Origin of the sequence: Pseudomonas sp. PS01298 (genome assembly GCF_029959745.1) — a bacterium.
GTDB lineage: Bacteria > Pseudomonadota > Gammaproteobacteria > Pseudomonadales > Pseudomonadaceae > Aquipseudomonas > Aquipseudomonas aylmerensis.
Genome location: NZ_JASCPP010000136.1, coordinates 1 through 14,082, shown reverse-complemented (window position 1 = coordinate 14,082; position 14,082 = coordinate 1). Strand labels below are relative to the sequence as shown.

The 14,082-nt window shown below is 62.9% G+C and carries 9 protein-coding genes; 4 read left to right on the top strand and 5 right to left on the bottom strand.

What is annotated here, in order from left to right; translation table 11 throughout:
* Nucleotides 1–156: 156 nt before the first annotated feature.
* Nucleotides 157–2,079, bottom strand: coding sequence for an ATP-binding cassette domain-containing protein (locus tag QMX97_RS28730; RefSeq protein ID WP_065902020.1), 1,923 nt, complete (start codon nt 2,077–2,079; stop codon nt 157–159).
* A 213-nt stretch (nt 2,080–2,292) separates the two neighbouring features.
* Between QMX97_RS28730 and QMX97_RS28725 the strand changes: the two genes are divergently transcribed.
* A complete protein-coding gene (locus tag QMX97_RS28725) occupies nt 2,293–4,221 on the top strand; it encodes a transglycosylase SLT domain-containing protein (RefSeq protein ID WP_106804818.1) in 1,929 nt (642 codons plus the stop codon).
* A gap of 430 nt (nt 4,222–4,651) precedes the next feature.
* Here QMX97_RS28725 and QMX97_RS28720 read toward each other — a convergent pair whose 3' ends face one another.
* A complete protein-coding gene (locus QMX97_RS28720) occupies nt 4,652–6,439 on the bottom strand; it encodes an ABC transporter ATP-binding protein/permease (protein WP_282398020.1) in 1,788 nt (595 codons plus the stop codon).
* A gap of 246 nt (nt 6,440–6,685) precedes the next feature.
* Between QMX97_RS28720 and QMX97_RS28715 the strand changes: the two genes are divergently transcribed.
* The gene (locus QMX97_RS28715) at nt 6,686–6,859 is read left to right on the top strand and encodes a PA1571 family protein (RefSeq protein WP_162946068.1); all 174 of its coding nucleotides are present in this window, start codon (nt 6,686–6,688) and stop codon (nt 6,857–6,859) included.
* 83 nt (nt 6,860–6,942) lie between these two features.
* On the opposite strand, the gene pdxB is transcribed toward QMX97_RS28715, so the two are convergent.
* Nucleotides 6,943–8,085, bottom strand: coding sequence for a 4-phosphoerythronate dehydrogenase PdxB (gene pdxB / locus QMX97_RS28710; RefSeq protein ID WP_282398019.1), 1,143 nt, complete (start codon nt 8,083–8,085; stop codon nt 6,943–6,945).
* Between the two features lie 138 nt (nt 8,086–8,223).
* Between pdxB and QMX97_RS28705 the strand changes: the two genes are divergently transcribed.
* On the top strand, nt 8,224–9,618 hold the full coding sequence (locus QMX97_RS28705) for an MATE family efflux transporter (protein WP_106804821.1): 1,395 nt from the start codon (nt 8,224–8,226) through the stop codon (nt 9,616–9,618).
* On the opposite strand, the gene tusA is transcribed toward QMX97_RS28705, so the two are convergent.
* Nucleotides 9,615–9,866, bottom strand: coding sequence for a sulfurtransferase TusA (gene tusA, locus QMX97_RS28700; RefSeq protein ID WP_065902032.1), 252 nt, complete (start codon nt 9,864–9,866; stop codon nt 9,615–9,617). The two genes, QMX97_RS28705 and tusA, sit on opposite strands and share 4 nt — an antisense overlap.
* A 125-nt stretch (nt 9,867–9,991) precedes the next feature.
* Entirely contained in the window at nt 9,992–11,068 is a 1,077-nt protein-coding gene (gene rlmM / locus QMX97_RS28695) for a 23S rRNA (cytidine(2498)-2'-O)-methyltransferase RlmM (protein WP_065902033.1), read from the bottom strand.
* A 190-nt stretch (nt 11,069–11,258) separates the two neighbouring features.
* Between rlmM and acnA the strand changes: the two genes are divergently transcribed.
* The gene (acnA, locus tag QMX97_RS28690) at nt 11,259–14,000 is read left to right on the top strand and encodes an aconitate hydratase AcnA (protein WP_282398018.1); all 2,742 of its coding nucleotides are present in this window, start codon (nt 11,259–11,261) and stop codon (nt 13,998–14,000) included.
* The last annotated feature ends 82 nt before the right edge of the window (nt 14,001–14,082 follow it).

Genomic DNA, 14,082 nt, shown 5'->3' with positions numbered 1-14,082 from the left:
GGCTTGCTCGCGAAAGCTTTTTGTCAGTTGATGCATCTGGTAACTGACACACCGCTTTCGCGAGCAAGCCCGCTCCCACATTTGGAGCGCATTTCATATAAAAAACCCGGCGCTCATAGGAATGAACGCCGGGCTTTTTTAGTGCAGCTAGATCACTCAGGCATCCAGCTCGGCCCAACGCTCAACCAGCGCTTCCAGCTCCTGGTTCAATGTCTCCAGGGAAGCAATCACCTTCGCCGTCTCTGCTGCCGGACGCAGGTAGAAGCCCGCGTCAGCCATTTCCGCTTCTACGGCGGCAATCTGCTGTTCCTTGGCATCGATGTCACCCGGCAAGGCTTCCAGCTCGCGCTGCAGCTTGTAGCTGAGTTTCTTCTTGGCCGCCGGTGCAGCGGTTTCCTGCACGGGTGCCGCAGCGGCCACTGGCGCGACCACAGCGGAGGTCAAGTCGGCCTTGCCGGACTTGCTCTCGGTCACGCCCAGCAGGCGCGGCGAGCCGCCCTGGCGCAGCCAGTCCTGATAACCACCGACGTATTCACGCACCTTGCCTTCGCCTTCGAAGACCAGGGTGCTGGTGACCACGTTGTCGAGGAATGCCCGGTCGTGGCTGACCATTAGCACAGTGCCGTTGAAGGTCAGCAGCACCTCTTCCAACAGCTCGAGGGTTTCCACGTCGAGGTCGTTGGTCGGTTCATCGAGTACCAGCAGGTTGGCTGGCTTGCTGAACAGCTTGGCCAGCAGCAGGCGTGCGCGCTCACCACCGGACAAGGCTTTCACCGGTGTACGGGCACGTTGCGGGCTGAACAGGAAGTCGCCCAGGTAGCTCAGCACGTGGCGGCTCTGGCCGTCGATGTCGATAAAGTCGCGACCTTCGGCGACGTTGTCGATCACGGTTTTTTCCAGGTCCAACTGGTGACGCAACTGGTCGAAGTACGCCACGTCGATGCGCGTGCCCTCTTCCACGGTGCCGCTGGTCGGTTGCAGGCCGCTGAGCATCAGCTTGAGCAAGGTGGTCTTGCCGGTACCGTTGGCGCCCAACAGGCCGATGCGGTCGCCGCGCTGCAGGACCATCGAGAAGTCCTTGATCAGGAACGGGCCGTCCGGGTGATGGAAGCTGACGTTCTCCAGCACCATCACCTGCTTGCCGGATTTATCGGCGGTATCCAGCTGGATATTGGCTTTGCCGGTGCGTTCGCGACGTTCGCTGCGCTCAACGCGCAGGGCCTTGAGGGCACGTACGCGGCCTTCGTTACGGGTGCGGCGGGCCTTGATGCCCTGGCGAATCCAGACTTCTTCCTGGGCCAGCTTCTTGTCGAACAAGGCGTTGGCGGTTTCTTCGGCGGCCAGGGCGGCCTCCTTGTGCACCAGGAAGCTGGCGTAGTCGCCGTTCCAGTCGATCAGGCCACCACGGTCCAGCTCAAGAATGCGGGTCGCCAGGTTCTGCAGGAAGGAGCGGTCGTGCGTGATGAACAACACGGCGCCCTGGAAATCCTTGAGGGCTTCTTCCAGCCAGGCAATCGCGCCGATGTCCAAGTGGTTGGTTGGCTCGTCGAGCAGCAGCAAGTCCGGCTCGGAGACCAGGGCCTGGGCCAGCAGCACGCGGCGACGCCAGCCGCCGGACAACTCGGCAAGGGTCTTGTCGGCCGGCAGTTGCAGGCGGCTCAGGGTGCTGTCGACCAGTTGCTGCAAACGCCAGCCGTCACGGGCTTCGAGGTCTTGCTGGACATGCATCAGCTTGTCCAGGTCTGCCTCGGTGACGCAGTTCTGCGCCAGGTGATGGTACTCGGCGAGCAACGCGCCCACACCGTCCAGGCCTTCGGCAACCACGTCGAAGACTGTCCGTCCGTCGGCCACCGGCAATTCCTGCGGCAATTCGCCGATCTTGAGGCCAGGGGCGCGCCAGACAGAGCCGTCGTCGGGCTTCTGGTCGCCTTTGACCAGCTTCATCATGCTGGACTTGCCGGTGCCATTGCGGCCGATGATGCACACCCGCTCACCACGGGCGATCTGCCAGGACACCTTGTCCAACAACGGCATAGCGCCGAAAGCAAGGGACACATCGCTGAATTTGAGCAGGGTCATACGCTTCTCCAAAAACTGGGCGCGCATTCTACCTGACTTGAGGAGGGGATGCGGCCAGCATTTTCCCAGCTGACACGTTCAGCAGGACATTTGCGGCGAACTTGAACGAACCGGCCGGCAAAGCTTTCGTAGGCGTCGGGCAAAAGGCTAAGCTAGGGGCAATCAGTGTCGGCGGTGCCGGTGCTAGTCGTGATTTCTCTGCACGGACGTCTCATGCGCAGTCGCCTTTTCAATTTCTTGTCTTGTCTGCTTCTTTCCGCCACCGCCGTTCAATCTGCCCAGGCCGTGGACCTCACCACCCAACGTCAATATTACGATGAAGCCAAACGTGCGCTGGCCAAGGGCGATACCGGCCCGTACATGCAATACAGCCAGGCGCTGGCCGATTATCCGCTGACGCCCTACCTTGCCTACGACGAACTGACCGCGCGCCTGAAAAGCGCCAGCAACGAGGAAATCGAACAATTCCTCGCCAAGAACGGCGACCTGCCCCAGGCCAACTGGATGAAGCTGCGCTGGTTGCGCTGGCTCGCCGACCGTGGCGACTGGCAGACCTTTGAAAAGTACTACGACCCCAAGCTCAATTTCGTCGAGCTGGACTGCCTCCACGGCCAGTACCAGCTCACCCACAACCTGAAGGCCGAAGGGTACAAGACCACCGAAAAACTCTGGATGACCGGCAAATCCCAACCGGCCGCCTGCGACGCCACCTTCGGCCAGTGGGCCGCCGATGGCCAGCTCACCGAACAGAAGATCTGGGACCGCGCCAAACTGGCCGCCGAGGCCCGCAACTACGCGCTGGCCAACAGCCTGGTGAAAACCCTGCCGACCCTCGGCGCCCAGGGCCGCCTGATGGTGGACGTGGCGCAAAAGCCCGACATGCTCAGCGATCCGTCACGTTTCCTGCCAGCCAACGAGGCCATGTCTGACGCGGTCGGGCTGGGTCTTCGCCGCCTGGCGCGCCAGGATCCCGACAAGGCCATGGCCTTGCTCGACGGTTATGCCAGCAGCATGCACTTCTCCCGTGACGAAAAAGTGGCAATCGCCCGTGAGATCGGCCTGACCCTGGCCAAGCGTTTCGACCCACGCGCCCTTGAAGTGATGACCAAGTACGACCCTGAGCTGCGCGACAACACTGTGTCGGAATGGCGTCTGCGCCTGCTGTTGCGCCTGGCCCGCTGGGAAGATGCCTACCAGCTGACCCGCAAACTCCCACAGGACCTGGCCACCACCAACCGCTGGCGCTACTGGCAGGCACGTAGCCTGGAACTGGCCGAGCCGAAAAACCCGCAAGCCCTGGTGCTGTACAAGAACCTCGCGCAGGAACGCGACTTCTATGGTTTCCTCGCCGCGGATCGCTCCAAGGCCCCGTATCAGTTGAAGAACAAGCCACTGCTGATGAGCCAGGCGCTGGTCAACAAAGTGCGCAACACCCCAGGCGTGCGCCGTGCGCTGGAGTTCTACGCACGTGGCCAGGTGGTCGACGGGCGCCGCGAGTGGTACCACGTCAGCCGTCACTTCAACCGCGACGAAATGGTCGCCCAGGCCAAGCTGGCCTATGACATGAAGTGGTACTTCCCGGCGATTCGCACCATCAGCCAGGCGCAGTACTGGGACGACCTGGACATCCGCTTCCCGATGGCCCACCGCGACACCCTGGTGCGCGAAGCCAAGGTGCGTGGCCTGCATTCCAGCTGGGTGTTTGCCATTACCCGCCAGGAAAGCGCCTTCATGGATGACGCGCGCTCCGGCGTCGGCGCCAGCGGCCTGATGCAACTGATGCCCGGCACCGCCAAGGACACCGCGCGCAAGTTCAGCATCCCGCTGGCCTCACCAGCCCAGGTGCTGGACCCGGACAAGAACATCCAGCTCGGCGCCGCGTACCTGAGCCAGGTACACAGCCAGTTCAACGGCAACCGCGTGCTCGCCTCCGCCGCCTACAACGCCGGCCCCGGCCGCGTGCGCCAATGGCTGCGGGGTGCCGACCACCTGAGTTTCGACGTGTGGGTGGAAAGCATTCCATTCGACGAAACCCGCCAGTACGTGCAGAACGTGCTGTCTTATTCGGTGATCTACGGGCAAAAGCTCAACTCGCCACAGCCGCTGGTGGATTGGCATGAGCGGTATTTTGATGATCAGTGATTCACACTGAAGAAAGCCCCGCGATCAGCCGGATTACTATGGCCAGCCGGCATGTTCGTGGTGAGCTGGCTTATTGTGGATTGAGTGGGTTTGTTGTGGATTCAGCGTACTTGTTGTGGACTCAGTGGGCTTGTTGTGGCGAGCGGGCTTGCCCCGCGTTGGAGCGCGAAGCGCTCCCATCCAAGCCACCCTCACTCCCACTGGAAGACCGAGCCAGTAGGTTTTAGGGCTGCTACGCAGCCCAACGCGGGACAAGCCCGCTCACCACAAACAAGCCTGCTGCCTCCCTCACTCCCACTGGAAGACCAAGGCAGCAGGTTTTAGGGCTGCTACGCAGCCCAACGCGGGGCAAGCCCGCTCACCACAAACAAGCCCGCTCACCACAAACAAGCCTGCTCACCACATACAAGCCTGCTCGCTTGCTCCCCAGCTAGTCTTCGTTTTTCGCAACCTCAATCCCATCATTGAACTGCAACGCCGCCAACCGCGCATACAGCGGATTGTTCGCAATCAACTGCTGATGCGTGCCCACCGCCACCAGCTTGCCCTGGTCCATCACGGCAATGCGGTCCGCATGTTTCACCGTTGCCAGGCGATGGGCGATCACTAGCGTGGTGCGCCCCTGCATCAGTTGCGGCAAGGCCTGCTGGATCAGGTGTTCACTTTGCGCATCGAGGGCGCTGGTGGCCTCGTCGAGCAGCAGGATCGGGGCGTCCACCAGCAACGCACGGGCGATGGCCAGGCGTTGGCGCTGGCCGCCGGAGAGGCCCATGCCGCCGTCGCCCAGGTGAGTCTGGTAGCCATCGGGCATTTGCAGGATGAAGTCGTGGGCGTGGGCGATCCGCGCGGCAGCTTCGACCTGCTCGCGCGTGGCGGTCGGGTTGCCATAGCGGATGTTTTCTTCGACGCTGCCGAAAAACAGCGCCGGGCTCTGCGAGACCAGCGCGAAATGCCGGCGCAGGTCCAGGGGGTCGAGTTCGGTCAGTGGATGGCCGTCGAGCAGGATGCGGCCGTGCTGGGGATCGTAGAAACGCAGCAACAGGTCGAAAATCGTCGACTTGCCCGCGCCGGAAGGCCCCACCAACGCCAGGGTTTCTCCGGGATTGATAGTCAGACTCAGCCCATCGATCGCGTAACTGTCCGGCCGTGACGGGTAGGAAAACCGCAAGTCCTGCAGCTCCATCCGGCCACTGACGCGTTCGGGCAACTGCACGCTGCCGCTGGACGGCGCCTGGATTTCGTTGCTTGACTGCAACAACTCGCCAATCCGCTCGGCGGCACCCGCCGCACGTTGCAGTTCACCGAGCACTTCGCTGAGGGTGCCGACGGCGCTGCCGACGATCAGGCTGTAGAACACAAACGCCGCCAGTTCGCCGCCGGAAATGCGCCCGCTGATGACGTCCATGCCGCCGACCCAGAGCATCACGCCCACGGCCCCGAGCACCAGCATGATCACCAACGTGATTAACCAGGCGCGCTGGGTGATGCGTTTGCGCGCGGTGGTAAACGCCTCCTCCACCGTGACGGCAAAGCGCTGCTCATCCTGGACCTGGTGGTTATAGGCTTGCACCGTCTTGATCTGGCCGAGGGTCTCGGAGACGTAGCTGCCCACATCGGCGATACGGTCCTGGCTCAGGCGCGACAAGCTGCGCACACGGCGGCCAAAGATCAGGATCGGCGCCAGCACCAGCGGCAGCGCGATCACCACGATGCTGGTGAGCTTGGGGTTGGTGACAAACAGCAGCACGATGCCGCCGATGACCATCAAGGCATTGCGCAGGAACAGCGACAGCGACGAGCCGATCACCGATTGCAGCAAGGTGGTGTCGGTGGTCAGGCGCGACTGGATCTCCGAACTGCGGTTGTTCTCGTAGAACCCGGGATGCAGGTAGATCAAATGGTTGAACACCTGGCGACGAATGTCAGCCACTACCCGCTCGCCGATCCACGACACCAGGTAAAACCGCGCAAAGGTGCCCACCGCCAGGCCCACTACCAGCACCATGAACAGGCCGATGGATTGGTTGAGCAGGTGCGGCGACTGGGTCATGAAGCCCTGGTCCACCAGCAGGCGAATGCCCTGCCCCATCGACAAGGTGATCCCGGCGGTAACGATCAGCGCCAACAGGGCACCGAGGGCCTGCCAGCGGTACGGCGCGATGAAGCGGCTGGCCAGGCGAATTGCACGGCGTTGACGGACTGAGAACATGGAGGGCATCACCTGATCGGAAAGGGTTGGTACCTGCGTCCTTACATGGGGGGAACTTGCGCGAATAACAATGAGTCAGGTTAATTATGCCCGCCGATGCTGGCCCCTAGAGGCTATCGGTCTAACGCCCGGCTGGAAATCCACAGTGGTTTCTGGTGGACTGGGTGTTCGAACCGCTGACTGTGCAAGGAGTTGTAACAGCTTGGTCACGCGGGGGGTTCAGAGTAGGTACACAACCTGATGAGGAGACAGGCCATGACCTTGCAAAACAGCAGCGACGCCAAAATTGAAGTGATCCGCCAACCGCAACAGTTGCCTTGCTCGTACATCGACGCCACGGGCCGCGAAGTGCAGATTACCGAAGAGATGATCCAGCAAGCCTGCAGCGAGCTGGAACAACGACTGGTCAAGCCTGCCCAGCAAGGCTGAAGCGCCCACGCTCTTTTAGAACCGGCCCACGTGGCCGGTTTTTTTATGCCCGCCACCCTGTAGGAGCGACCCGCGAGTCGAGGTCAGAGCAATTCTGCGCCGAGGGCCGAGACCATAGCCGAGAGCGCGGCAGATTCCCCATTGATACGCACCTTCAGCGCGTCAATCTCGCGCCGCGCCGGGTAGCCCTTGCGCAACAGGTCGAACGCCTTGCGCTGTTCTTCCACGGTGCCCACCAGGCTACGGCGGAAATCCGCATCATCACGGCGCGGGTCGTACACGCTGCGGCACAAGGTGGCCAGGGCCCAGGCCGGATCGGTGGAGGCGTTCAAATGCACCTCCGCCAACCAGGGCGCTGGCAGCAGGTCGTTCAACAGAATCACCGGTTCCTGGCCCAGGTAGGCACAGAAAGCCTGGTAGATCTGCGCCGTGCCGCGCTGCCGGCCATCCAGGCTGTAGCCGGCAATGTGCGGGGTGGCCAGTACGCACAGGTCGGCCAGGTCGACGTCCACTTCCGGCTCGCCTTCCCACACATCCAGCACCGCTTGCAGGTCTTCGCGCGCCAGCAGGACTTCGCGCAGGGCCGCATTGTCGACCACCGGGCCGCGGCTGGCGTTGATCAGCCAGGTGCCCGGTTTAAGCTGCTCGAGGCGCTGGCGGTCGAACAGGTGCCAGGTGGAGCCATTGCCGGACTTGGTCAGCGGCGTGTGCAGGCTGATCACGTCGCACTGCTCGATAATCTGCTCCAGGCTGACGTAATCGCCGTCTTCGGCAATCTGGCGTGGCGGGTCGCACACCTGCACGTTCCAGCCCAGGCCCTTGAGTACCTTGACCAGCCGCCCGCCCACTTCACCGGCGCCGACCACACCGTAGGTTCGCTGGTTAAGGTCGGCGCCTTCGATCTCGGCCAGCGTCTGCAGGCTGCCCAGCACGTAATCGACCACGCCGCGCGCATTGCAGCCCGGCGCGCTGGACCACTGGATGCCCGCCTGCCGGAAATACTCCAGGTCCAGGTGGTCGGTGCCGATGGTGCAGGTGCCGACGAAGCGCACGTTGCTGCCTTCGAGCAGCGCACGGTTGACGTTGGTCACCGAGCGCACCAGCAGCACGTCGGCCTGCTCGACCGTGGCGCGGTCGATGGAACGGCCGGGCACGCGGCGAATCTCGCCAAACCCTTCGAAGAATGCATCGAGCAGCGGGATATTTTCGTCGGCAACAATCAACATGGCAGGCTCCTTTGGCGGATCAGCAGTGTACAGGCATCACAGCCGTCGCTTACAAATCGCTAACACAGGTTTTTTCCTGACCGTTGCGTCAAGGCGTAGAATCCGCCGTCCTTGCGCTGCTCGACTGGACATTTGTACGTGAACACTGCCACCGCTCCCCTTACCCGCCCCGCCCGCATCAGCCGGGAAGTGCGCGGCCTGCTGACGCTGGCCCTGCCGATCATGATCGGCCAACTGGCCACCACCGCGATGAGTTTTGTCGATGCGGTGATGGCCGGGCGCGTCAGCCCCCAGGACCTGGCGGCAGTGGGCCTGGGCAACTCGATCTGGATCCCGGTGTACCTGCTGATGACCGGTACGCTCCTGGCGACCACGCCGAAAGTTGCCCAGCGCTACGGTGCCGGGCAGTTCAGCGAGATCGGCCCGCTGGTGCGCCAATCGCTGTGGCTGGCGGTGGTGGTCGGCATCAGCGCGGCCCTGTTGCTGCTCTGCGCCGAACCGATCCTGCACGCGATGAAGGTCGAGCCCGACCTGATCAAGCCCTCCATGGGCTACCTGCACGGCATCGCCGCCGGCATGCCGGCCATTGCGCTGTATTACGTGCTGCGCTGTTTCAGCGATGGCCTGGGCCGCACGCGACCGAGCATGGTCATGGGCCTGTGCGGGCTGGCGCTGAACATTCCACTGAACTACATCTTCATCTACGGCCACCTCGGCGTGCCCGCCATGGGCGGCGTGGGCTGCGGCTGGGCCACGGCGATTGCAATGTGGGTGATGATGCTCGGCCTGGCCGTTTGGACCCGCTGGGGCCCGGCCTACCAGAGCAGTGAGCTGTTCACGCGCTTTGACTGGCCGCAGTGGGCGGTGATCAAGCGCGTACTGGGGATCGGCCTGCCGATCGGTATCGCGATCTTCGCCGAATCGAGCATCTTTGCGGTGATCGCGCTGCTGATCGGCAGCCTGGGTGCCACGGTGGTGTCCGGGCACCAGATCGCCCTGAACGTCAGCTCCCTGGTGTTCATGATCCCCTACTCCCTGAGCATGGCCGTCACCGTGCGCGTCGGCCAGGCCCTGGGGCGCGGCGAGCCGCGTGAAGCGCGCTTCGCCGCCGGGGTCGGGATGGGCACGGCGCTGGCGTATGCCTGCCTGTCCTGCAGCCTGATGCTGGTGTTCCGCGAGCAGATCGCGACGATCTACACCCCGGACCCGATCGTGATCCACCTGGCTTCGACGCTGATCGTGTTCTCGGCGCTGTTCCAGTTCTCGGATTCGATCCAGGTCACCGCCGCCGGCGCCCTGCGGGGTTACCAGGACACCCGCGTGACCATGGTGCTGACGCTGTTTGCCTATTGGGGCGTGGGGCTGCCGGTGGGGTATGCGCTGGGCCTGACCAACTGGCTCGGCGAACCCAGCGGCCCGAGCGGTTTGTGGCAGGGGCTGATCGTCGGCCTGAGCTGTGCGGCGGGGATGTTGCTGGTGCGCCTGGCGCGCAGTGCACGCCGGCGCATTCGCCTGGACAAGGCGCGGGGTTAATCGGCCTTCTTGCGGATCCAGTAGAGGTACGTGCCGGCCTGCTCCTGCTGATCCACCAGTTCGTGATCGAGGAACACGCAGAACTTGGGGATATCGCGACGCGTCGACGGGTCGGTCGCGATGACCTTGAGCAAGCCGCCGGCCGGCAGGTCGCGGATGTGCTGGTGCAGCATCATCACCGGCTCCGGGCAGTTGAGGCCGGTGGCGTCCAAGGTCGCGTCGACAGGCAAATCAACAGACTGATTCATCATTTACTCCTAAATCCAGCCTGCTCCACTCTGGGAGCGGGCTTGCCCGCGATGACGGGGCACATTCAACATAAATTTCGACCGTTATACCGCTTTCGCCGGCAAGCCAGCGCCTGCCTTTGATCTCAGCGGCCTTTAGATTTCTTTACATCGACCAACCGACGCAGGTGGCACGTCACTTCCTCGCGGTCGTGGTACAGCTGCTTGCAGCCAATCTCCACGCGGATGCCACGCGCCTTGAAGCCGTCTTCGATGCGCTCCAGCAAACGCTTCACTTCGGCGTAGCGCTGCTTCATCGGCAACTTCAGGTTGACCACCGCCTCGCGACAATGCCCTTCACCGATCCAGGTTTCCAGCAGGGCTGCGTTACGCGCCGGCTTTTCGACGATGTCGCAGACCATCCAGTCCACCGGCTGCTTGGGCACGAAGGTGAAGCCGTCAGCCATCAAGTGCTGCACCAGGCCGGTGTCCATCAGGCTTTCGGCCATCGGGCCGTTGTCGATGGCGGTCACCAGCATGCCACGATTGACCAGTTGCCAGGTCCAGCCGCCGGGCGCTGCGCCGAGGTCGACGCCGGTCATGTCGCCGTGCAGGCGTTCATCCCACTGGTCGCGAGGGATGAAGTGGTGCCAAGCCTCTTCCAGCTTCAGGGTCGAGCGGCTGGGCGCCTCACGCGGAAACTTGAGGCGCGGGATGCCCATCGGCCACATTGCCGAGTTGTTCGACTCGGCCAGGCCCATGAACACTTCGCGGCCACTCTTGAAGGTCAGCAGCAGGCGCGGCTTGCTCGGGTCGTCCACCAGCTTGCCGGCGTTGAGCAGGGCTTTGCGCAGGTGCACTTCGAATTTCTTGCAGAAGTTGGAGAGTTCCTTGCCGTCATTGGTGTCGACCATCTCCAGCCACAGGCTGCCGCACACCGGAAACTCGCGCAGGTGGGTGAGGATCACGCTGATGCGGTCGGTTTCCGGCAGGTCGATGAACACCCCGCGCGCCCACTGCCTTGGGAAGATCAGCTCGGCAAAGCGCTGGCCGTGCATCAGGCGCTGGGCGCCGTCTTCTTCGGTGCAGACAAATTCGGCGCAGGCGCTGCCGGTCTTGGCCTTGGCGTAGCCGGAAACGTTCAGGCGCGCGGCGTGTTCCGCGATCTCGGAACAGACTTCGCCTTCAAAACCCGGGCGGCAGTGCATAAAAAGGGTGTTCATCAACTCTCCTGGTAACACGCTTGCTGTAGCGCAAGGCCTGTCATGAAAACGCGCGCATGATAGCCGAGTTCGGAACCTTGGTTCTGTCCATAGAGTCCAGTAATTAGCCAGCTACTGAAAACAGGGCTAGTTTGAAAGCTCTGTTCGTCCCGTCAGGTCCGTAGCCGTGCGGACCATAAGGAGTCATGTAATGTCATCCCTTGATAGCCTGAGAACCCTTAAGACCCTGCAGATCGACGCAAAAACCTACCACTATTTCAGCCTGCCCGAAGCCGCCAAGAGCTTGGGTGACCTGGATAAGCTGCCGATGTCCCTCAAAGTGCTGCTGGAGAACCTGCTGCGCTGGGAAGACGACAAGACCGTCACCGGCGCCGACCTGAAGGCCATCGCCGCCTGGCTCAAAGAGCGCAAGTCCGACCGCGAGATCCAGTACCGCCCCGCCCGAGTATTGATGCAAGACTTTACCGGGGTCCCCGCCGTAGTCGACCTGGCAGCCATGCGCGCCGCCGTGGCCAAGGCCGGTGGCGACCCGCAGCGCATCAACCCGCTGTCGCCCGTGGACCTGGTCATCGACCACTCGGTGATGGTCGACAAGTTCGGTACCACCAGTGCGTTCGAGCAGAACGTCGACATCGAGATGCAGCGCAACGGCGAACGCTACGCCTTCCTGCGCTGGGGCCAGAGCGCCTTCGACAACTTCAGCGTGGTGCCGCCTGGCACCGGTATCTGTCACCAGGTCAACCTCGAATACCTCGGCCGCACCGTGTGGACCAAAGATGAGGACGGCCGCACCTATGCGTTCCCCGACACCCTGGTGGGCACCGACTCGCACACCACCATGATCAACGGCCTGGGCGTGCTCGGCTGGGGCGTGGGCGGTATCGAGGCGGAAGCGGCGATGCTCGGCCAGCCCGTGTCGATGCTGATCCCGGAAGTGATCGGCTTCAAGCTCACCGGTAAATTGAAAGAAGGTATTACTGCCACCGACCTGGTGCTGACCGTCACCCAGATGCTGCGCAAGAAAGGCGTGGTCGGTAAGTTCGTCGAGTTCTACGGCGACGGCCTGGCCGACCTGCCGCTGGCTGATCGCGCGACCATCGCCAACATGGCCCCGGAATACGGCGCCACCTGCGGCTTTTTCCCCGTGGACGAGGTGACGCTGGACTACCTGCGCCTGTCCGGTCGTCCGGCAGAAACCGTCAAGCTGGTCGAGGCCTACACCAAGGCCCAGGGCCTGTGGCGCAACGCTGGCCAGGAACCGGTGTTCACCGACAGCCTGGCGCTGGACATGGGCAGCGTCGAAGCCAGCCTGGCCGGGCCGAAACGCCCGCAGGACCGTGTGTCCCTGCCGAATGTCGGCCAGGCCTTCAGCGACTTCCTCGACCTGCAATTCAAACCGACCAACAAGGAAGAAGGCCGCCTGGAAAGTGAAGGCGGCGGCGGTGTCGCCGTCGGCAATGCCGACCTCGTCGGCGAAACCGACTACGAATACGACGGCCAGACCTACCGCCTGAAAAACGGCGCGGTGGTGATCGCCGCGATTACCTCCTGCACCAACACCTCCAACCCCAGCGTGATGATGGCCGCCGGCCTGGTGGCGAAAAAGGCCGTGGAAAAGGGCCTGACGCGCAAACCCTGGGTGAAAACCTCGCTGGCGCCCGGCTCCAAGGTGGTCACTGACTACTACAAGGCAGCCGGCCTGACCCACTACCTCGACAAGCTGGGCTTCGACCTGGTCGGCTACGGCTGCACCACCTGTATCGGCAACTCCGGTCCCTTGCCCGAGCCGATCGAAAAAGCCATCCAGAAAGCCGACCTGGCCGTCGCCTCGGTGCTGTCGGGCAACCGCAACTTCGAGGGCCGCGTGCATCCGCTGGTGAAAACCAACTGGTTGGCCTCGCCACCGCTGGTGGTCGCGTATGCGTTGGCCGGCACCGTGCGCATCGATATCAGCAGCGAATCACTGGGTAACGATCAGGACGGCAAGCCGGTGTACCTCAAGGACATCTGGCCCAGCAGCCAGGAAATCGCCGACGCGGTAGCGCAGGTCAGCACGAGTATGTTCCACAAGGAATACGCCGAAGTGTTCGCCGGCGACGAACAGTGGCAAGCGATCGAGGTGCCGCAGGCGGCAACGTATGTGTGGCAGAAAGATTCCACCTACATCCAGCACCCACCGTTCTTCGACGACATTGCCGGCCCGCTGCCGGTGATCAAGGACGTCAAGGGCGCCAACGTGCTGGCCCTGCTCGGTGATTCGGTGACCACCGACCACATCTCCCCCGCCGGCAACATCAAGACCGACAGCCCTGCCGGCCGCTACCTGCGCGAGCAGGGCGTGGAACCGCGTGACTTCAACTCCTACGGCTCACGCCGGGGCAACCATGAAGTGATGATGCGCGGCACGTTCGCCAACATCCGCATTCGCAATGAAATGCTCGGCGGCGAGGAAGGCGGCAATACGCTGTACATCCCTACCGGCGAGAAAATGCCGATCTACGATGCCTCGATGAAATACCAGGCAGCGGGCACCCCGCTGGTAGTGATCGCCGGCCAGGAATACGGCACCGGCTCCAGCCGCGACTGGGCGGCCAAGGGCACCAACCTGTTGGGCGTCAAGGCGGTGATCGCCGAGAGCTTCGAGCGCATCCACCGCTCCAACCTGGTGGGTATGGGCGTGCTGCCGCTGCAGTTCAAGCTGGATCAGAACCGTAAGTCACTCAAGCTGACCGGCAAGGAGAAGATCGACATCCTCGGCCTGACGGATGCCGAGATTGAGCCGCGCATGAACCTGACGCTGGTGATTACCCGGGAAGATGGCAGCAGCGAGAAGGTCGAGGTGCTGTGCCGGATCGATACGCTGAATGAGGTGGAGTACTTCAAGGCGGGGGGCATCCTGCACTACGTGCTGCGCCAATTGATCGCCTCTTAAACAACCCTGCAAAACCAACTGTGGGAGCGGGCTTGCTCGCGAATGCGGTGGATCAGTCAAGAATGTATCGACTGACACTCCG